Origin of the sequence: Rhodococcus sp. Eu-32 (assembly GCF_003336925.1) — a bacterium.
Classification (GTDB): domain Bacteria; phylum Actinomycetota; class Actinomycetes; order Mycobacteriales; family Mycobacteriaceae; genus Rhodococcoides; species Rhodococcoides kyotonensis_B.
Genome location: NZ_QGNK01000007.1, coordinates 170,330 through 192,056, shown reverse-complemented (window position 1 = coordinate 192,056; position 21,727 = coordinate 170,330). Strand labels below are relative to the sequence as shown.

The 21,727-nt window shown below is 66.1% G+C and carries 11 protein-coding genes and 1 tRNA gene; 3 read left to right on the top strand and 9 right to left on the bottom strand.

Translation table 11 applies throughout. The annotated features are described in order from the left end of the window. Nucleotides 1-282 precede the first annotated feature (282 nt). Complete coding sequence (locus DK926_RS11160; RefSeq protein ID WP_114330447.1) at nt 283-2,640, top strand: penicillin-binding protein; 2,358 nt, start codon at nt 283-285, stop codon at nt 2,638-2,640. A 54-nt stretch (nt 2,641-2,694) separates the two neighbouring features. On the opposite strand, the gene DK926_RS11155 is transcribed toward DK926_RS11160, so the two are convergent. After that, on the bottom strand, nt 2,695-3,159 hold the full coding sequence (locus DK926_RS11155) for a GatB/YqeY domain-containing protein (RefSeq protein ID WP_068426643.1): 465 nt from the start codon (nt 3,157-3,159) through the stop codon (nt 2,695-2,697). Between the two features lie 104 nt (nt 3,160-3,263). Between DK926_RS11155 and DK926_RS11150 the strand changes: the two genes are divergently transcribed. Together DK926_RS11150 and DK926_RS11145 are read left to right on the top strand one after the other, a co-directional pair. Continuing rightward, nucleotides 3,264-4,250, top strand: coding sequence for a metallophosphoesterase (locus DK926_RS11150; RefSeq protein ID WP_114330514.1), 987 nt, complete (start codon nt 3,264-3,266; stop codon nt 4,248-4,250). An 18-nt stretch (nt 4,251-4,268) separates the two neighbouring features. Beyond that, nucleotides 4,269-4,342 (top strand) — tRNA-Pro (locus DK926_RS11145). A gap of 58 nt (nt 4,343-4,400) precedes the next feature. On the opposite strand, the gene DK926_RS11140 is transcribed toward DK926_RS11145, so the two are convergent. The 8 genes from DK926_RS11140 to DK926_RS11105 all read right to left on the bottom strand — a co-directional run bounded on the left by DK926_RS11140 (nt 4,401) and on the right by DK926_RS11105 (nt 21,692). Further along, nucleotides 4,401-14,582: a type I polyketide synthase gene (locus DK926_RS11140; RefSeq protein ID WP_114330513.1), complete on the bottom strand. Its 10,182-nt coding sequence runs from the start codon at nt 14,580-14,582 to the stop codon at nt 4,401-4,403. Nucleotides 14,583-14,771: 189 nt separating this feature from the next. Next, complete coding sequence (locus DK926_RS11135) at nt 14,772-15,743, bottom strand: LLM class F420-dependent oxidoreductase (protein ID WP_114330446.1); 972 nt, start codon at nt 15,741-15,743, stop codon at nt 14,772-14,774. Nucleotides 15,744-15,755: 12 nt separating this feature from the next. Further along, nucleotides 15,756-16,556 (bottom strand): SDR family oxidoreductase, encoded by an 801-nt coding sequence (locus tag DK926_RS11130; RefSeq protein WP_114330445.1) that lies wholly within the window; start codon nt 16,554-16,556, stop codon nt 15,756-15,758. Nucleotides 16,557-16,584: 28 nt separating this feature from the next. Beyond that, nucleotides 16,585-18,366, bottom strand: a complete 1,782-nt coding sequence (locus DK926_RS11125; protein ID WP_114330444.1) for a glycoside hydrolase family 15 protein — start codon at nt 18,364-18,366, stop codon at nt 16,585-16,587. Further along, nucleotides 18,363-19,040 carry an HAD family hydrolase gene (locus tag DK926_RS11120; RefSeq protein ID WP_068426652.1) on the bottom strand — a complete coding sequence of 226 codons (678 nt, stop codon included), beginning with the start codon at nt 19,038-19,040 and terminating at the stop codon, nt 18,363-18,365. Before DK926_RS11120 ends, DK926_RS11125 begins: the two co-directional genes overlap by 4 nt. Nucleotides 19,041-19,132: 92 nt before the next feature. Then, complete coding sequence (locus DK926_RS11115) at nt 19,133-19,603, bottom strand: DNA starvation/stationary phase protection protein (RefSeq protein ID WP_068426653.1); 471 nt, start codon at nt 19,601-19,603, stop codon at nt 19,133-19,135. 25 nt (nt 19,604-19,628) lie between these two features. Next, complete coding sequence (locus DK926_RS11110) at nt 19,629-21,143, bottom strand: catalase (RefSeq protein ID WP_114330443.1); 1,515 nt, start codon at nt 21,141-21,143, stop codon at nt 19,629-19,631. Nucleotides 21,144-21,218: 75 nt separating this feature from the next. Beyond that, on the bottom strand, nt 21,219-21,692 hold the full coding sequence (locus tag DK926_RS11105; protein WP_068426659.1) for a Fur family transcriptional regulator: 474 nt from the start codon (nt 21,690-21,692) through the stop codon (nt 21,219-21,221). Nucleotides 21,693-21,727: the final 35 nt, after the last annotated feature.

The window sequence follows — 21,727 nt, the reverse complement described above, 5'->3', positions numbered from 1 at the left end:
CAATTCGAACGCCCTCGTTGGACATTCCACAAGCCCCGTACCGACGACTGCTTCACCGCTCGAAGCACACCGACTTAGGAGCTGCCCCACATTCATATGCAAGTGTTATGTGAATCACACCGTGCTCACAATTTAGGTAAAGACAGCGTCGAACGCAAGATGACAACGGCACTTTTCTGGTACGCGCGTCCCGACCAGGGCTTACTCGCATAACCCTCCGACGGCACCTGGGACAGGGGGCGCGACACACGTACTCTGTCAGTCGTGTCAGTTGGAAAAACCGTGGCGAAGCTCGCCGGATGTTCCGCACTTGCAGGTGCTCTGTTGGCCGGCGTCATGTTCCCGTTGGCGGGAGGGTTCGGCTACGCGTCCAATCGTGCGGCCGACACCGTCGACAACGTGTCCGCCGAACTGGTCGAGGGTGCTGTTCCCGCGGTGTCGACGATGGTCGACGCCGCAGGCAACCCCATCGCCTGGTTGTACGAGCAGCGGCGATTCGAGGTGCCGAGCGACAAGATCTCCAACGAGATGAAGCTCGCCATCGTCTCCATCGAGGACAAACGCTTCGCCGAGCACCAGGGCGTGGACTGGCAGGGCACGCTGCGCGCGTTCTTGACCAACACGACGAGCGGCCAGGTCGAGCAGGGCGCGTCGACGCTCGATCAGCAGTACGTGAAGAACTACCAGCTGCTGGTCGTCGCCAAGACCGACGCCGAGCGCCGCGCGGCGATCGAGACGACGCCTGCCCGCAAGATCCGTGAGATCCGGATGGCACTGACACTCGACAAGGAACTGACCAAGGACGAGATCCTGACGCGGTACCTGAATCTCGTGCCGTTCGGCAACGCGTCGTTCGGCATCCAGGACGCCGCACAGACGTACTTCGGTGTCGACGCGAGCCAGCTCGACGCCAAGCAGTCCGCGATGCTCGCAGGCATGGTGCAGTCCAGCTCCGCGCTGAATCCGTACACCAACGAGCAGGGCGTCACCGAACGACGAAACATCGTTCTGGACACGATGATCCAGAACATCCCGGACCGGGCCGACGAGTTCCGCGCCGCCAAGTCCGAGCCTCTCGGCGTCCTCCCGACGCCCAACTCGCTACCTCGGGGCTGCATCGCCGCGGGTGACCGCGGATTCTTCTGCGATTACGCACTGCAGTACCTGGCCAACGCAGGTATCAGTCGCGAGCAGATCGACAAGGGCGGATACCTCATCCGTACGACGCTCGATCCGGAGGTCCAGAACTCGACCAAAGCCGCGTTGGTGTCCAACACGAGCCCGACGGTCGACGACGTCGCGACGGTCATGAACGTCGTCGCACCGGGTCAGGATTCTCATCGCATCCTCGCGATGGGCAGTAGCCGCACGTACGGCCTCGACGCCGACGCGGACGAGACCGTGCAGGCCCAGCCGTACTCTCTCGTCGGTCACGGCGCGGGATCGATCTTCAAGGTGTTCACGACGGCAGCGGCGATGGAACGCGGCCTGGGAACGAGCGCTGTGTTGCAGGTGCCGAGACGTGCCGAGGTCAAGGGAATGGGTGACGGAGGTGCCCGCGGCTGCCCGGCTGCCACGTACTGCGTCGAGAACGCGGGTAACTATCCGGCTCAGCTGTCCGTGACCGACGCGTTGGCGCAGTCGCCGAACACCGCGTTCGTGAAGCTGATCGAGTCCGTCGGCGTCACACCGACGGTCGACATGGCGGTGCGTCTCGGGCTGCGGTCGTACGCCGACCCCAACACGTCCGGGTTCGGCGAGCAGAGCATGGCCGACATGCAGAAGTCCCAGAACCTCGGTTCGTTCACCCTCGGACCGACGTGGGTCAATCCGCTCGAGCTCTCGAACGTGGCCGCGACGCTCGCGTCCGGGGGCAAGTGGTGCCCGCCCACGCCGATCGACTCCGTGTTCGACCGTGAGGGCAAGCAGGTTCCGGTCACGCAGCAGGCCTGCGAGCAGGTCGTCGAGCCGGGTCTGGCCAACACGCTCGCGAACGCGATGAGCAAGGACGATCAGCCGGGTGGAACGTCGGCGTCGGCTGCAGGTTCGGTCGGCTGGACGCTTCCGATGGCAGGCAAGACCGGTACCACCGAGTCGCACATGTCGTCCGGATTCCTCGGGTTCACCAACCGCTACGCCGCTGCTGTGCTCACCTACGGTGACTCGCCGACGCCCGGTGAGATCTGCTCGTTCCCGCTGCGCCCGTGCGGCGACGGCAACTTGTTCGGCGGTAACGAGCCGGCCCGCACCTGGTACAACGCGATGAGTCCGGTGGCGACGAAGTTCGGTCCGGTGGAACTGCCGCCGGTGGATCAGAAGTACGTGCGAGGCTCGGCCAACGGACAGGTTCCCGACGTCACGGGTCAGTCGCAGAGTTCGGCGACGTCGACGCTGCAGGGCGCAGGCTTCCAGGTGTCGGTCGCGACCAGCGAGAGCTCCGCCTCCCGCGGGACGGTGACGTCGCAGTCACCGTCGGGTTCGGCCATTCCCGGATCGACCATCACGATCTACGTCAGTGACGGGTCGGTGCGTCAGGCTCCTGCCGCGCCTACGGTCCCGTCCTTGCCGAACATCGAGATCCCGACCATTCCGCCGAACATTCAGATTCCGGCGATACCGGGGCTCACCGCTCCGCGCTGACCGTGCGTGGGAATGTGTAGCGGGCTATACATTCCCACGCACGTGCGCGGCTCGCTAGAGCCGATCCTTGACCGCTTTCGAGATGCGCGAGCCGTCGGCCTTGCCTGCGGCGAGCGCTGTGGCCGCCTTCATGACCTGACCCATCTGCTTCATCGCCGGACGCTCACCGATCTCCTCGGCGATCTGGGCGATCGCGGTGTCCGCGACGTCGGCGAGCTCGGCGTCGGTCAGCGGTGTCGGTAGGTATTCGTCGATGATCTGCGCCTCGGCGCGCTCGTTGGCCGCGAGCTCTCCGCGGCCGTTCTCGGTGTAGATCTCGGCGGATTCGCCGCGCTTCTTCGACTCCTTCGCGAGCACCTTGAGCACCTGCTCGTCGGTCAGCTCGGTGGCTTCCTTGCCCGAGACTTCCTCGGTCTGAATCGCGGAGAGAAGCATCCGGATCGTTGCGGTGCGGAGTTTGTCCTTCGCCTTCATGGAGGCGGTGAGATCGGATCGGAGCTGGGACTTGAGTTCGGACATGTCACAGAACGCTACGCGGGCTCTCCCCGACACCGCACGTCGATTCCCAGGCCTGACGTATCGTTGGCTGTGTGTTCGTGAACAACAGTGCTACCAACTCCAGCATTCTCGATGCCGCAGCACGTGCTCGTCGGAGCGCGGCCGAGGCACCCGTCCGGAGCGCAGCCCTCGCGACCGCGGGAGCCGCAGCACTCGGGATCGGGTATGCAACGCTCATCGAACGCAACGCATTCACGCTGCGCGAGACGTCGATGGCCGTCCTCGAACCAGGCGCTTCTCCGCTGCGCGTGCTGCACATCAGCGACCTGCACATGATGCCGGGCCAGCGCATGAAACAGAACTGGCTGCGCGAATTGGACCGACTCGAACCGGATCTCGTCGTCAACACCGGTGACAATCTGTCGCACATGCGGTCGGTGCCTGCCGTCGTTCAGGCCCTCGGCCCGCTTCTCGCGCGTCCCGGCCTGTTCGTGTTCGGTAGCAACGACTACTTCGCGCCGAAGCCGAAGAACCCGCTGCTGTACTTCAAGAAGGAACACAAGCGCGTCCTGGGCGAGTCGCTGCCGTGGCGCGACCTGCGTGCCGCGTTCACCGAGCGCGGATGGCACGACGTGACGCACGTCCGTCGGGAGCTCGAGGTGGCCGGTGTCCGGATCGCGTCGGCGGGCGTCGACGATCCGCATCTGAAGCGCGATCGCTACGACACCATCGCCGGTCAGCCCAACCCGCTGGCCGATCTTCGCCTGGGCATCACGCACTCCCCCGAGCCGCGTGTCCTCGACCGTTTCGCCGAGGACGGCTACGACCTGGTTCTCGCGGGCCACACGCACGGCGGTCAGCTGTGCCTGCCGTTCTACGGCGCGCTCGTCACCAACTGCCAGCTCGACCGCTCACGGGTCAAGGGTCCGTCGAAGTGGGGCGCACACACCCAGCTTCACGTCTCGGCCGGCATCGGCACGTCCCCGTGGGCTCCCGCGCGGTTCTGCTGCAGGCCCGAAGCGACGCTGTTGACGCTCACTCCGGCCCCGAGAAAGGGCGGAAAAACCGGGTCCGACGAGGGCGTTTCGCGTTCCGAGGCAGTCGTACGCTAGACTTCTGCACGCGGTACACGGGGTGTGGCGCAGCTTGGTAGCGCGCTTCGTTCGGGACGAAGAGGTCGTGGGTTCGAATCCCGCCACCCCGACAGCGAAACCCCCGGCTCTCATCGAGAGCCGGGGGTTTTCTGCTTCTCGGGAACGCCGTCAGAGCCCCCTGTCGATGAGGTCGAGAATTTCGTCGCTCGTCGCGGCGTGGATTCGGTCGACGGTCGCGTCCGGAGTCGGACCGAGATCGGCGAGCAGAGCCGAAAGCCGTTCCGCGATCTGCGCCCGAGAGTCGTCGCTCACCTCGGAGACCGCGGCGCGCAGGCGTTCGACGTCGGCGAGCGCGGCCGTCACGGGATCGGGCATCAGTTCGCTTCGGAGGAATTCGGCGACAGCGCGTGAGCTGGGATGGTCGAACACCACTGTGGGAGGCAGCCTGAGGCCTGTCGTAGCGCCGAGTTGGTTGCGCAGCGCGACCGCGGCGAGCGAATCGAATCCGAGTTCCTTGAACGCCTGATCCGGATCCACCGAATCCGCTGTCTCGTACCCGAGGACGGCCGCGGCGGCGGCGCGGACGAGATCGAGCATCAGATGCCGTTGTTCCGGGACGGTCCGCTCGGCCAGCGTCTCCGCCCACGCGTCGGGCCCGCTGCCGTGGACGTCCGACGCCACCTGCGGTGCGCGCGCCTGGCGCACGAGGCCGCGGAACAGCGGTGGAACCTCGAGCACGGACCGGTCGAGACGCACCGCAGCCACAACCGGTTCTTCCGACGCCACCGCACTGTCGAACAGCGCGAGCCCCTCGGATTCTCGCAGCGCGATCATCCCGGTTCGCGACGCCCTGGCGCGGTCGATCGGACCGAGCTCGGCCGTCATCGCACTCGGTGGCTCCCACATGCCCCATTGGATCGACGTCGCAGGCAGGCCGTCCCGGTGCCGACGCTGGGCGAGCGCGTCCAGAAACATGTTGGCGGCGGCATAGTTTCCCTGACCGGGAGCGCCGAGAACGCCTGCGAGCGAGGAGAACAGCACGAAGGCCTGCATGTTCATGCCCTCGGTCAGCCGGTGCAGATTCCACGCCGCGTCAGCTTTCGGCCGCAGCACGGCGTCGAGCTTCTCCGCGGTCAGGGAGGACAGGGTCGCGTCGTCGACGACGCCTGCTGCGTGGACGACGGCCGTCAGCGGATGGTCGGCACGGACTGCATCGAGCAGTGCCGCTGCGGCCCCGTAGTCCGCGACGTCGCACGCGAGGATGTCGACATCGGCACCCGCGGACGTCAGTTCGCGGCGCAGGTCCTCGGCGTTGTCGGCTTTCGGCCCGCGTCTGCTGGTCAGGATCAGATGACGGACGCCGTATTGCTCCACGAGGTGGCGGGCGACGAGCGTTCCCAAAGTACCTGTCCCACCGGTGATCAGAACCGTCCCGTCCCGGTCCAACACGGTGTCCGATGACTGTTCTTCGGCGTCCAGTCGCCGCACCCGAGGTGCGAACAACGCGCCTTCTCGCACAGCCATCTGGGGCTCGCCGGTCGCGACGGCGACGTCGACCACCGCATCCAGGTCGGAGACGTCGTCGACGTCGAGCAGCACAGTGCGGCCGGGGTTTTCGTTCTGCGCTGACCCGACGAGACCCCATACCGCGGCCGCGGCGGGATCCACCCGATCGTCGGGTCCCACGGCCATGGCGCCACGAGTGACGACGACCAGTGGTCCATCCGTATTCGTCATGTCGTCCTGGAGTTCCGTCAGCACGTGCGCGCACTGTGTGTGCGCAGATTCGACGTCGGCCGTGCTCGCGATCATCAGACGCCGCGAACAGCGTTCGTGCACAACTGCAGTCGACTCCACCGGGATCCACACCGTGTGATGCAGTCGCCGCGCAGCGCCGACGCGACCACTCTCGGGTGCGATGCGGACAGCGTCGACGGTGAGGACCGGCTCTCCGTCGTCGGCGTGCAGACGAACTCCTTCGGCGGTGCGCGAGACGGTCACGGTACCGACGCCTGCCTTACCGAGAGCAATTTCGGTCAGCTCCGTCGGCGACTCACCGACCGCATCGAGCGCGCCCTGCAGAAGCAACGGATGAACGCCGTAGCCGTATGCGTCGATCCCGTCGTCGAGCGTCACGGCGAACGCATCCGCCGAGTCGGTGTCGTGCTGAAGCACGTTCACGACATCCACGAGAGTGCTTGTGGCGTGCAAGGTCTCGGCCGTCGACAGCGTGACCGTGCGGGAGCCGTCGTCGTCCGCGGGCACGACGACGACGCGGATGCTCACGGTTCCGGACGCCGGGAACTCGACTGGCTCGTGAAGGGCGAGTGTGCGAATGCTGTCGAATCCGACGGTTTCGGCTGCATGCAGCATCAGTTCGACGATCACCGCGGGCAGAAGGGTCCCGTCGTCGACGAGCCACGGATCTCGTTGCAGCGACAGCTGTCCGGTGAACACCATCGTGCCGTCGTCCAGTTCGAGCTGAGTTCCGAGCAGCGGGTGGCCTGCGTCGTTCAGACCCAGATCGGCGGGTTCACCGGCGAACCCGCGCGCCGGGGTCGGCCAGAACGATCGCCGCTGAAACGCGTACGTGGGCAGTTCGACTCGGGTACACCCCGGGAGCACGGCATCCCAGTCGATCGACGCACCCCACACGAACGACGACGCCAACGCCCGCATCACGTCGTGTGGTTCGTCGTCCGTCGGGAGGGTTGCGATCGCGTTCGGCACGACCTCCGCCGCGAGGGCTGTCAGCACCGATCCGGGCCCGACCTCGATCACCGTCGTGACGCCGAGTTCGTCGAGAGCACGCATGCCGTCGTGGAAGCGAACGGGTTCTCGGACGTGCCGCGCCCAGTAGTTCGGCCCCGCGACATCCCCGACTCGGCCGGTCACGTTGGACACCAACGGAATCGACGGCACGCGCCAGGAAAGTCCGGCCGCCGTCCGGGCGAAGTCGTCCAGGATCGGATCCATCAGCGAAGAATGAAACGCGCGTTCGACGCGTAAGCGCGTGACAGTGACGTCCTTCTCTTTCAATTCCTCCGCCACCGAATCGATCTCGTGTACCGGTCCTGCCAGCACGATCGACTGGACCCCGTTGATCCCCGCGACGTCGATGCGGCCGTCCACGATCGCGTCGACGTCCTCAGCCCGCGCCCGCACGGCGATCATCGCACCCGGCTCGGTCGACTGCATCGCCTTGCCTCGGGCGGTGACCAGCGCGGCCGCGTCGGACAGGTCGAGCATGCCGCTCGCATAGGCCGCCGTGATCTCACCGATCGAATGACCGATCAGACAGTCCGGCGCGAGTCCCCACGATCGCAGCAGCGCGTACAACGCGGATTCGACCGCGAACAAAGCAGGTTGGGTGAATTCGGTCCGGTCCAACAGGTCCGCGTCCGATCCCCACATGACCTCCCGCACCGGCATGTCGAGATGCTCGTCGAGCGCGTCGCAGACGTCGTCCATCGCGGCTGCGAACACCGGGAACATCTCGTACGACCGCGCGCCCATACCGAGTCGTTGCGCGCCCTGGCCGGTGAACATCATCGCCGACTTGCCGCGTATCCGACTGCCCTCCAGCACATTCGGCGCGGCGGTGCCCGCGGCGACGCTCGCGAGACCCGAGCGCAGGTCCGCGAGGTCGTCACCGACGATCGCCGCCCGATGGGCGAACGCAGGTCGCCCGGTGGCGAGCGTGTACGCGATGTCTGCAGGCGACGGAGAATCCTCGGTCTCGAGGAACTGCATCAGATTCGCCGCCTGGGCTCGCATCGCGTCGACCGTCTTCCCGGACAGAACCCACACGAGCGGGGCCGCCGTCGACGTCTCGGCAGGCGAGAAGTTCGGTGGCTGTTCGAGAATCATGTGCGCGTTCGTGCCGCTGATACCGAACGACGACACTCCCGCGCGCCTCGGCCTACCGTTCGACGGCCAGGGCACCTCTTCACCGAGCAACCGCACGTCTCCGGCGGTCCAGTCGACGACGCGAGTCGGTGTGTCACCGTACAGACTCCGCGGTAGCGTGCCGTGACGCATCGCCATCACCATCTTGATCACTCCGGCGATGCCGGCGGCCGCCTGGGTGTGTCCGATGTTCGACTTGATCGAACCGAGCCACAACGGGTCGTCGTGTCGGTCCTGGCCGTACGTGGCGATCAACGCCTGCGCCTCGATCGGGTCGCCGAGCGTCGTTCCGGTTCCGTGCGCTTCGACCGCGTCGATATCAGCGGGTGTCAGCCGCGCGTCGGCCAGTGCCTGTCGGATGACGCGTTCCTGCGACGGCCCGTTCGGTGCCGTCAGCCCGTTCGATGCCCCGTCCTGGTTGACGGCCGATCCCCGGACGACGGCAAGCACCGGATGGCCGTTGCGACGGGCGTCGTCGAGACGCTCGAGCACCACCATTGCCGAGCCCTCGCTCAGCCCGGTCCCATCTGCTCTGTCGGAGAACGGTTTACAGTGACCGTCCGCAGCGAGACCACGTTGTCTGCTGAACTCGACCAGCACACCCGGCGTCGCCATCACGGTCGCACCGCCCGCGAGCGCGAGGGAGCATTCGCCGTCGCGCAGCGCCCGTGACGCCAGGTGCATCGCGACGAGCGACGACGAACAGGCGGTGTCGACGGTGACCGCCGGTCCGGTGAAACCGAGTGTGTACGAAATTCGACCGGACGCGACGCTGTTACTGGTGCCGGTCATCAGATAACCCTCGGCATCGACGTTGCGCTGGCTCATCAGGTGAAAGCCGTAGTCGCTGCCCATCATTCCGACGAACACGCCGGTGTCCTCGAGACCGGGCGCATCCGGCGGGATGCCTGCACTCTCCAACGCTTCCCACGCTCGTTCGAGCAGTTGACGGTGCTGCGGGTCCATCGCGACGGCCTCGCGCGGACTGATCCCGAAGAAGGCGGCATCGAATTCGTCTGCGTCGTACAGGAACCCGCCTTCCTTCATGTACGTCGTGCCTGGTTTCGCCGGGTCGGGGTCGTAGACGTCGCCCAGAATCCACCCTCGGTTGTTCGGGTACGGGCCGGCGACGTTCCGGCCGTCGCGGACGAGCCTCCACAGGTCCTCCGGTTCGGTCACTCCTCCCGGGTAGCGACATGCCATACCGACGATCGCGATCGGGATGTCGTCGCGTCGCGAACGTGTTTCCTGCGGAACGGCTGTGGAGATGCCGAGCACCTGCGCCTCGAGCTCGCGGGCGAGCGCGTCGGCGGTCGGGTGGTCGAACACCACTGTCGCCGCAAGCGTGACGCCGGTGGCCGACGCCAGGTCGTTGCGCAGCTGCACGGCCGTCAGCGAGTCGAACCCGAGGTTCTTGAACGCACGTTCGGGATCGATGTCCCCTTTGCCCTCGTGCCCCAGCACTGCGGCGACGTGCGTCGTGACGAGGTCGAGCACCCGTAGATGGCGGGCGTCGGCATCGAGCGAGGCGAGCTCCTCGGCCAATCCGGTCGGAGACTCCGACGCCGCGGTGCGACGGCGCAGTCCGAGCACCCGGCGCAGGATCGGCGGCGCAGCTCCCGACGCGGCGGTGCGCTTGGACAGGCGTAGCGGGGCGATCAGCGGGCGGTCCACCGCGAGTGCGGCGTCGAACAGCGCGAGCCCGGACGCCCGGTCGATGGTGTCCATACCCACGCGGTGCAGACGGCTCAGATCCGTCTCGCTCAGATGCGACGTCATCGCGCTCGGTGTGTCCCACAGTCCCCACGCCATCGCGACGGCGGGCAGACCCCGGGCTCGGCGGTGCTGGGCCAGACCGTCGAGGAACACATTGGCTGCCGCATAATTGGCCTGTCCTGCTGCGCCGAGAACGCCTGCGGCAGAGGAGAACAACACGAATGCCTGCAGATCCCTGCCCTTCGTCAGATCGTGCAGATTCCACGCGCCGTCGACCTTGGGACGCATCACGCGATCGAGCTGCTCGCCGGTCAGGGCCTGGGCGGTGGCGTCGTCGAGCACGCCCGCCGCATGGATCACCCCGACCAGGTCGTCGATGCCGTCGAGCATCGCGGCGACGGCATCTCGATCGGCGACATCACAGGCGACGACGCGCACCTCGGCGTCGGGAATGTCCGGTGCGAGACGGTGCTCGTGCCGGCCGACCAGCACCAGCTTCCTGATTCCGTATTTCTCGACGAGATGCCGGGCGACGAGGGTGCCGATCGTTCCCGTTCCGCCGGTGATCAACACCGTTCCGTCCGGCCCGAAAGCAGTGGGTACGGCGTCGTCGACGACGGACTGCGATGCCAGCATCGGAGCCAGCAGGACGCCGCCGCGCACTGCCAGCTGAGTTTCGTTGCAGGACAACGCTGCCGACAGAACCGATTCGTCCGGATCGTTGTCCAGGTCCACCATCGTGATCCGATCGGGATGCTCGTGCTGCACGGCACTGATCAGCCCCCAGACAGGCGCCACCGCCAGGTCGTCGATCGAGTCGGTGTCCCGGGCGCACACCGCCTGCAGTGTCGTGATCAGAAGTTCGGTCCCGGCCAGTCCGTCGTCGCGGAGCCACTCCTGTATCGCCGACAGTGCGGCGTGGACGCTGTCGTGCGCTCTGGTGGGGGTGTCGTCACCGTCGACCGCGCGCAGGTCCAGTCGCAGAACGCGGCCGCTTGGATCTTCCCCGGCCAACGCGTCGAACAGGTCGATGGACTGTCGCACAGTCGCATTCGTCATCCCGACCGGTAGCCACTCCACGCGGTAAAGGCTGCCCGTCGTGCCGAGTGTCGGTGCGGTGTCGGTGATGGGTCGTAGCGTCAGGCTGCCGACGGTCAGAACCGGTTGCCCGGTGACGTCGTACACCGCCACCCGGTACCGTTCCGGCCCGATCGGCATGACGTGAACCCTGGCCGCGGTGGCACCCTCGGCGTGCAACCGTACGTCGTTCCACGCGAACGGCAATCGGACGCCGGGGGCCGGAGTGGTGCCTGTCGTCGCCTCGGCAAGCGCGATGACGTGCAACGTCGCGTCGAGCAGTGCAGGGTGGATTCCGTACCCGGCGACCGCGTCGGCGGCGTCGTCCGCGTTCAGCACCACCTCCCCGAACAACTCGTCGCCGCGTCGCCACGCACGACGCAGCCCTCGGAACAGCGGGCCGTACTCGTAGCCTGTCGTGTCGAGGGCGTCGTACATGCCGTCGATGTCGACCGGGTCGGCGTCGGGTGGCCAGGGCTGTTCGTTCCCGTCGTCGAACGTCGTTCCAGCGCTCATCGTTCCGGTCGCATGCATCGTCCACGGATGGTCCGACGACGCGGTGACGGGCCGCGAATGCACCGCAACGGTCGACGACCCGCTACCCGGGTCACCCTGCACGGATACCTGCACCGCGACCTCGCCGTCGGCCGGTACGACGAGGGGCACCGCAACGACCAGGTCGTCGATCCGGTCGCACCCGACGCGTTGGCCCACATGCAGCGCCAGTTCGACGAACGCCGTGCCGGGAAGCAGAAGTGTGCCGTTCACACCATGGTCGGCGAGCCACGGAAGTCGGTGCGACGACAGCACTCCGGTCGCGACGACGCCACTCCCGTCACCGAGAACCATCGAGGCAGCCAGCATCGGATGTCCACCCGGATCCACACCGGCCGACGTCACGTCCCCGTCGGGCACGACGGCATCGAGCCAGAAGCGGCGGTGCTGAAAGGCGTAGGTGGGGAGATCGATCCATTCGTGCGACCCGAGACGCGCCCAGTCGATCTTGTCGAAGTCGATGTCGATGCCGTTCACATGCGCTTCGGCGAGTGCGGATGTGAACCGACGCAGACCTGCGCGGTCGCGTCGCAGTGTGCCGGTCGCTTTACCGGAGACACCTGCCGAGTCCAGGGTCTCCTGCAGCGCCGCGGTCAGGATCGGGTGCGGCGCGACTTCGACGAACTGGCGGTATCCCTGTGCTGCAAGGGTTCTCACCGCATCCTCGAATCGGACGGTGTGACGGAGGTTGCGATACCAGTACTGCCCGCCCAACTCGGCGCCGTCGACGACCCCGCCTGTCACGGACGAGACGAACGGGATGGCGCTCCGCACGGGCATCACCGATGCCAACGCGGCCTGGATCGGCTCGCGCAGAATCGACACGTCCGCGTGGTGCGACGCGTAGTCGACCGCGAGTCTTTTGGCCTGGATGCCTCGGCTCTGCCACTCCGCGACAAGTGTGTCGAGGTCGTCGCCGTGCCCGGACACCACCGTGGCCGTCGGTCCGTTGACGGCAGCGACTTCCAGACTGGACGAACGTCTTTCGAGATCGGCCCGCACGTCGGCGGCCGACAGCGCCACCGAGGCCATTCCTCCACGCCGGTCTGCGGACGAGAAGATCACCGCGCTGCGTGCGGCGACCACCAGGGCCGCGTCGGGAAGGGTGAGGGCGCCCGCCACGTGGGCCGCAGCGATCTCTCCTTGCGAATGCCCCACCACCGCAGCAGGTTCGACGCCGTAGGACTGCCACATCCGAGCCAACGACACCATGACGGCGAAGAGAGCTGGCTGGACGACGTCGACGCGATCGAGCAATTCTGCGTCGTTCAACGCGTCGAGAACCGAGACGGTCATGTAGGGCTGTAGCGCTTCTGCACAGTCGTGCATCGCGGCGGCGAACACCGCGGACGATTCGATCAATTCGGTTGCCATTCCCACCCATTGGGCGCCTTGACCGGGGAAGACGAACACGGGCCGGTCACCTGCGTCGTGCGCAGCGCCGAGGACGAGGCTCGGGTGCGGGTCACCGCGCGCCAACGCGTCGAGGCCACCGAGTAGCTCGTCGGTCGTGGTGCCCACCAGCGCAGCTCGCCGATCGAAGCGGGCGCGGCCGTGTATCAGCGATGCCGCCACAGCCGCTGGGTCGTGATCGGACCCGACTGCTGCGCGCAACCGGGCAGCTTGATCGCGCAGTGCCGGGTCGGTGTGTCCGGACAGTACCCAGGCGACAGGGTCGTCGGACGTCTCGCCGGACGCGGCATCGACAGCGGGAGGTTCTTCGAGGACCACGTGCGCATTGGTGCCGCTGATGCCGAACGACGACACCGCTGCCCGACGCGGCCTGCCGGTCTCGGGCCAAGGCATTGATTCTTCGAGAAGCCTCACTCCACCGGACGACCAGTCGACGTGCGGCGTGGGCGCATCGACGTGCAGCGTCCGGGGCAGCACACCGTGCCGCATCGCCATGATCATCTTGATGACGCCCGCGGCGCCCGCTGCGGCCTGTGTGTGTCCGAGGTTCGATTTGACCGACCCGAGCCACAACGGGCTCTCGCGGCGGGTGCGGCCGTAGGTGGCGAGGAGGGCCTGCGCTTCGATCGGATCGCCCAGCGTCGTTCCGGTGCCGTGTGCTTCGACGACGTCGACGTCCTCCGGTCGAAGCTCGGCGCCCGCGAGCGCCTGCGCGATGACGCGTTGTTGCGCTTGCCCGTTCGGTGCGGTCAGTCCGTTGCTCGCGCCGTCCTGGTTCACCGAACTACCGCGCACGACGGCGAGTATCCGACGACCGTGGCGCTTCGCGTCGGACAGCCGCTCGAGAGCGATCATCGCCGCACCCTCGCCCCACGCGGTGCCGTCGGCAGCTGCGGAGAACGCCTTGCATCTGCCGTCACGCGCGAGGCCGCGCTGGCGGCTGAACTCGACGAACACGGCAGGCGTCGCCATGATCGTCGCGCCGCCCGCGAGCGCGAGTGCGCAGTCACCGCTGCGTAACGCCTGTGCCGCCAGATGCAGGGACACGAGCGACGACGAGCACGCCGTGTCGACGGTGACGGCGGGCCCGGTGAGTCCGAGGCTGTACGCGATGCGGCCCGACGCGACGCTCATCGCGTTGCCGGTGATGAAATAGCCCTGTAGTTCCTCGGGTGGCATTCCGCCGACGCGCGCGGCGTAGTCGATGCCGGACAATCCGGTGAACACGCCGACCTGTCGCCCGTGCACCGATCTGGGGTCGATGCCCGCATGTTCGAGGGTCTCCCAGCTGGTCTCGAGCAGCGCGCGTTGTTGCGGATCCATCGCGAGGGCTTCGCGTGGCGAGATGCCGAACACCTCGGGGTCGAAGCCGGCGGGATCGTCGAGGAAGCTGCCGCGCACGGTGTACGTCGTGCCACCGTGCTCGCCTGTCGGGTCGTACAGCGCCGACGACGGCCATCCGCGGTCGTCGGGGAAGTCGGAGACGGTGTCGCGACCCGATTCGACAAGGCGCCACAGGTCGTCGGGTGATCGAACTCCGCCGGGGAATCGGCATCCGAGGCCGATGACGGCGATCGGTTCGCGGGTCGCGTCCTCGGCGTCGCGCAGCTTTTCCCGGGCTTGGTACAGCTCGGCGGTGACCTTCTTCAGATAGTCCAGCAGCGTCGTTCGATCGGCCACGTCGCCCTCCCACACCGACAGCCGTGGACCTCCCCCGATAGTCCCCGAATTCTCGAAGAATCGAGTCTATCCGCGGGAGTCGGCGACGACGGCCGGAACGGGAAAAGCCGCGAGCGACCCGTGCGTGCGAATGTATAGAGGGCTATACATTCGCACGCACGGGGGCTACTCCGCTGCACGCACGTGCAGCTATGCCGACGCGTTACGCAGCTTCTCGAGCAGCGGCCCTGCCGCCTCGGCCAGGAACCGCTCCTGCGTCTCCCCGCCGACCTGTACGAGCGCGATGTCGGTGAACCCCGCCTCCCAGTACGGCTTGACCGCGTCGACGATGGCGTCCAGATCCGGACCACACGGGATGGTCTCGGCCACGTCTTCCTTGCGGACGAACTGCGTCGCCCCTGCAAATCCTGCGGTCGTTGGCAGGTCGGCGTTGACGGCCCATCCACCGGCGAACCAGCGGAACTTGTCGTGCGCCCGTTCGATGGCCGCGTCCTTGTCCGGGTCCCACGAGATCGGAATCTGACCGATCGTGCGCGACGGCCCGTCGTGGTGATCGGCCCAACCCTTGACCAGATCGGGGTTCGGCTCGACGGCGATGAGGTGGTCGGCGTAGGCCGCGAACCGCTCGATCGACTTCTCACCGGACACCGCGATGCCGATGGGAACGCCGTTCTCCGGCAGGTCCCAGATCCGGGCGGAGTCGACGCGGAAGTGCTTTCCCTCGTAGGTGACGAGGCCGCCGGCGTGAAGCTTTTCGATGATCTCCAGCGCCTCGACGAACATGTCCTGACGCTTGTCGATGGACGGCCATCCCTCACCGACGACGTGCTCGTTGAGGTTCTCACCCGTGCCGAGGCCGAGCGTGAAGCGGCCGTCGGCGAGGATCTGCAGTGTCGCAGCCTTCTGGGCGACGACGGCTGGGTGATAGCGGATGATCGGGCACGTCACGTACGTCATCAGTTCGACGCGTTCGGTGGCCTGCGCGACGGCTCCCAGCGTGGTCCAGACATAGGGCGCGTGCCCCATCGAGGACAGCCACGGCGAGTAGTGGTCGCTGGCGACCTCGAAGTCGAAACCGACGTTCTCGGCTTCGACGGCGTACTTCACCAGATCTTTGGGCCCGGCCTGCTCGGTCATCAGTGTGTAGCCGAAATTGGTCATGACACGTCTCTCCTAAATCGTTGCTACGGAACCGGAGTCGACCCGGTAGTTCGAACCGTTGACGAAACTCGCGCGATCGGAACACAGGAACACGACGACGGATGCCACTTCGTCGGGCTCGCCGCGTCGGCCCAATTCCATGAACGGGCGTTCTTCGGCGAGGAAGCCCTCGATGGCGCCCTTCCGGTCGGTGCCTTCTTCCTCGGCCCGCTTGTCCATCATCGCGTCGGTCATCGGCGTGTGAATGAACGCCGGTGACACGGCGTTGACGAGCAATCCTTCCGACGCGTAACTGCGCGAGAGTCCCTTCGACAGCGCAAGTACGCCGGCTTTGGCTGCGCAGTAGGGCAATTCGTCGTCGTACGGCTGCACGGCGTCCTCGGACGTGAGCAGCACGATGCGGCCCCAGCCGCCGCGTCGCAACGCGGGAAGGAACGCGCGCAGCAACCTCACCGGCCCCATGAGGTCGATGTCGATGGTGCTGGCCCACCCCTCTTCGTCGATTTCGTGGAACAGTCCTTGTGCGCCGGTGACTCCCGACGATTGCACCAGAATGTCGATGTCGCCGACGGCTTTCTGCACGTTCGCCGCCAGGTCCTCGACCTCGGCGGTCTTGGTCACGTCTGCCGGGAAGGCGAACAAGCGACCTTCGGGCGCGTCGAGTTCGTTCTTCGCTTCCTCCAGTTTGTTCGGATCACGATCGCTCATGACGACGGTGGCGCCTTCTTCGAGAAGTAATTTCGCAGTGTGCCAACCGATTCCGGAATCGGCGCCGGTGACGAGCGCGGTCCGTCCTTCGATACCCAGGTCCATCAGATTCTCTGCTCCGATCGAAAAGTAGCTAGTTCGAACTTGCGTCGTGCTCGTGCGCGATGGTCAGCGCTGCGTTCACGAGTGCGAGGTGGCTGAGCCCTTGCGGGAAGTTACCCAGGAACGACCCATCCGAAGCATCGATCATCTCGCTGTACAGACCGACGTCGTTGGACAGCTCGACCAGCTGATCCATCAATGCCTTCGCCTCGTCGTCGCGGCCGACGCACGACAACGCGGACACTCGCCAGAACGCGCACGCGACGAAGGTGGCCTCTTCCTTGTCGACGCCGCTGTAGCGATAGAGCAGCGGGCCGACCCCGAGTTCGTCGCCGAGCGCGTCGATGGTCGACGACAGGCGTTCGCCGCGGTCGTAATTCATCTCTGCCGCAAGGAGGACGGATGCGTCGAGACTGTTCGAGCCCGGGTAGGCCATGTACGCCTGCCGCTCGTCCGACCAACACTCGTTCTCGATGAAATCTCGGATGCGTTCCTTCTCCGCCCGCCACCGGTCCGGCACGCCGGGGATCTGACCCAGCTCGGCGAGGTGCACAGCGCAGTCGAGCGCCTGCCAGCATCCGAGCTTGGAGTTGGTGTAGTGGTGTTCCTCCTCGAGCTCCCAGATTCCCGCGTCTCGACGCTGCCACGAGTCGCACGCCTCGTCGGCGATGGTCGCCAACAGGCGTCCGGTGTCGGCGTCGAGAATGTTGCCGCCGTCGACGTAGAGGCGAACGATGGAGAACAGATCACCGAAAATGCCCAGCTGCAACTGGCCGGCAGCTCGGTTGCCGTTCACGACGGGTCCGATTCCGCGCCATCCGGGGATGTCCGGCATCTCCGTTCCGCCAGGGGCGTCTCCGCCGAGGGTGTAGAACACGCCGACGAGGGGGTCGTTGGCACGTATCACCTTGAGCAGCCACGCGACCGCACCGTGCACTTCTTCGCGCATCCCGAATCTCAACATCGCGCGGATCGTGTACGCGGTGTCGCGCACCCAGGCATAGCGGTAGTCCCAGTTCTTGCCTCCGGTCCTGTTCTCCGGGAGCGACGTCGTCGCCGCAGCTGCGATAGCCCCGGACGGCGCGTGCAGCAACAGTTTCAGGGCGAGAGCACTTCGTTCGACGTGTTCGGTCCACGGCCCGTCGTAAGAGAATTCCTCGGACCAGACGCGCCAGTTGCCGATGGTCCGATCCACGCGCTCGGCGACCTTGACCGGTTCGGGCAGGTGCAGCGGCTCGTTCTCGGTTGCGACGAGCCCGACGAGATGCCGTGAGTCCGGCGAGGTGGTGAAAGTGCCTCCGACGCTCTGCGATTCGATGGTCACGTCGTCGGCGTTCAGTGTTCGCATCGCCATCGTCACGCCGTCCGCGCGGAGTACCGTCCCGTAGGCGGTGTCGTACGCCCACGGCGACGTCATTCCCATCATCGTGCCCGGAGCCGCGCGCCACCGCATCTCGACCGCTCCGTCGATCCCGTCGATCCGACGAGCCAGCTCGACCCACGGAAGACGTCCTGCCACACCGGTATTGAGCGAATCGAGGACGCGCACCGATCCGCTGCGAGTCGTGTAGATTGTCGACAACACGTTGGTGCCGTCGACGAAATCACGTTCGACGGTGAAGTCCTCCGCCGGCGCCAACGCGAAACAGCCGCCGTGCTCGGCATCGAGCAGGGCCGCGAACGGGGGAGGCGAATCGAGGTTGGGAAGTGGAAGCCAGTCGATTCGGCCGTCGTCGGCGATCATCGCGACGGTGCGCCCGTCCCCGATTGCCGCGTAGTTCTCGATGCCTGTGTAGCCCTGCTGACGACTCATGCGTCGATCAGTCTCCCGATGGGGCTGTCGCTCAACTTCTCGATCAGATCGGCGGGGTCGTCGTACACGTCTTCTGCTCCGGCAGCGCGCAATTCGGCGTCGGGGACACCACCGCACCGGACCGCGAGACATGTGACACCCGCCGCGCGAGACGCTTTCATGTCCCACACGCTGTCGCCGACCAGGATTGCGTTCTCGGCCGAAACCCCCGCGCGCTGCAACGCAACGTCGACGAGTTCCGGGCTCGGCTTCGCGTCCTCGGCATCCTCGGACGACGTCACCACGGACACGATGTCCTCGACATCGAGAAGGTCACGCAGTGTCGCGAGCTCCGATTCGGGTGCCGACGTCGCGAGCACGACGGTCAGTCCCTCGTCCTCGATCCGCTGCAGCAGTTCGCGCGCACCGGGAAGAATCTGCAGACGGCCGCTGGCCTCGCTGTAGTAGTCGCTGTGCAGGTCCTTCGCCTCGAGCGCCACGGCGCTGTCGGACGCCCCGACCAACGCTTCGAGCAGCTTGTCTCCGTCCATACCGATGCATCGGTGGATCCTCCAGGACGGTACGGCCATACCCGCGTCCGCGAACGCCCTCGACCACGTGTCGACGTGCACGTAGTTGGAGTCCACGAGTGTGCCGTCGATGTCGAACAGAACTGCGCCGGGACGTGAAGTCATGGCACCGAACTACCCACCGGTTTGTTCCACGAAACAAATCAGCGAAGGGGACCCCTCGAACGAGGAGTCCCCTTCTACCGTGAAACGACAGGTCAGACCTGCGCCTGCCACATCCAGTGCAGCTGCTCGAGGCGAGCGGTGATGGCGATGAGCAGGTCCTGCGTCACCGGATCCGCGGCCTCGGTGTCGGCGATGCGTCCACGCAGCCGATCGACGACGGCAGCGAGGTTGTCGACGACGGCGGCGGTTACCTCGTCGTCCTTCGTCCATCCGGTGCCGAAGCCCTTGGTGCCTGCGGTTGCCGACACCGTCTCGGAGCGGCCGTCCGGACTGACACCGATCGCGGTGGCGCGCTCGGCTGCCTCGTCGGTGAAATCACGTGCCGCAGTGACCAACTCGTCGAGCGCGAGGTGCACGGATCGGAAGTTCTTTCCGATCACGTTCCAGTGCGCCTGCTTGGCGATGAGCGAGAGATCGATCAGGTCGACGACGGTGCCCTGCAAGGCATCTCCGGCAATTTTCTGCTGTCCGGCGTCGAGGGTGCTGGTGATGGGGTTGGTCATCTCTTACCTCCTGTTGGTGAGAGGATCATACTTTTTCGGCTTCGTCACCGGGGGTGGTAGGCGACTGGCTCGTGGTGGGGGCCGCGTCGGACTGCCCTGCGCGGACACCCTCCTCGACCTTCTTGCCGAGATCGGCGTCGACGTTCCGCCAGTATTCGAAGACCCGCTGCAGAACCGGCTCGGTCACTCCGTTGAGTGCGTGTCCGATGATGTTCGACGCCAGGCGTTCTCGTTGCGCGTCGTCCATGACCTCGCGAACGAGGATGCCCGCCTGGACGAAATCGCCGTCCTCGGGGTGTTCGACGTACCCGGTGCGCACGAACCGCGGTTCGAAGTCCCAGGATCCGTCGTTGCCGTACTTCGCGCTGTCGGCGTGAGGCCCGCCGTACGAGTTCGGCGCGTAGACCGGCGTCTCGGGAGAGTTGAACGCGTATCGCATCGACCCCTCCTTCGAGTAGGTGTTCACCGGCGACTTCGGCGCGTTGACCGGCAGCTGCGCGTAGTTGGTTCCGATGCGGTATCGGTGCGCGTCGGCGTAGGAGAAGATCCGGCCGAGCAGCATCTTGTCGGGGCTGGCAGCGATGCCTGGCACGAGGTTCGACGGCTCGAACGAGCTCTGCTCGATCTGCGCGTGGAAGTTCTCCGGGTTGCGGTTCAGCGTCAGCTTGCCGACCTTGATCTTCGGGTAGTCCTTCTGCGACCAGACCTTCGTCAGATCGAAGGGGTTGTACCGGTAGTTCTCCGCGTCGTCGTACGGCATGACCTGGATGTAGAAGTCCCAGCTCGGGAAGTTGCCTTCCTTGATGGCGCCGAACAGATCCTGACGGTGGTTGTCGGGCGACGTACCCGCCAGCTCGTCGGCCTTCTCCTGCGTCAGGTAGTCGATGCCCTGGTTGGTCTTGAAGTGGAACTTGACCCAGAAACGCTCGTCGGATGCGTTGATGAACTGGTATGTGTGCGAACCGAATCCGTCCATGTGACGGTAGCTGCGCGGGATACCGCGATCACCCATCAGCCACGTCACCTGGTGCGCCGATTCGGGAGAGAGCGTCCAGAAGTCCCACTGCATGTTGTGGTCGCGCAGACCGGAGTCGGGCATGCGCTTCTGGCTCCGGATGAAGTCCTGGAACTTGATGGGGTCCTTGACGAAGAACACCGGCGTGTTGTTGCCGACGAGGTCCCAGTTGCCCTCGGTGGTGTAGAACTTGAGCGCGAAACCCCTTGGGTCACGCCAGGTGTCGGGGCTACCCTGCTCGCCTGCCACCGTCGAGAACCGTGCCAGCGCCTCGGTCGTCACACCCTTCTGCAGGGCCGCGGCCTTCGTGTACTGCGAGATGTCCTCGGTGATCTCGAGAACGCCGAACGCGCCCGAACCCTTGGCGTGCACCACTCGCTCGGGCACACGCTCACGGTTGAACTGCGCCATCTTCTCGATCAGGTAGTGATCGTGGAGCAGAATCGGCCCCTGCGTGCCTGCGGTCAGCGACTGGTCGTCGCTGGGAACCGGAATGCCGGAGTTGGTGGTCGTGGGGTTGGTCATGTCTGCATGCCTCCTGGTCGGTTGGCTGGGCGCCTTCCGAGGGGCTGGCTCGGAAGGCAAGAACAGTGCATGGAACTACGGGGTACCGGTAACCGAAACGTTCGCTGCGGAAGCACGCGCTGCCGAGACACACTCGGAACACAGCCCCCAGAACACGATTTCGGCTTCCTCGACGACGAATCCCTGGGAATCCGACGGGTCGAGGCACGGCGCCGCGCCGATCGCGCAATCGACGTCGACCACTTTCTGACAACTTCTACACACGAGGTGGTGATGGTTGTCGCCTATCCGGGTCTCGTACAGCGCAGGAGATCCGGCCGGCTCGATGCGTCGCAACAGACCGGCTTTCACACACGCGCGGAGCACGTCGTAGACCGCCTGCGTCGACACCGAACCGGTTTCGGCCCGTACCACCGCTGCCACGTCGTCGGCATCCGAATGCGGCCGGGCTGCGACTGCATTCAGGACTGCCACACGCGGACCGGTGACACGGAGACCGACGCTGCGCAGCAGCGCGGCCGGATCCGTGGTCACGTCGTCCTTGGGCATGCATTCGAGTATGCCGCTTTTCTGGAATTAGTCAA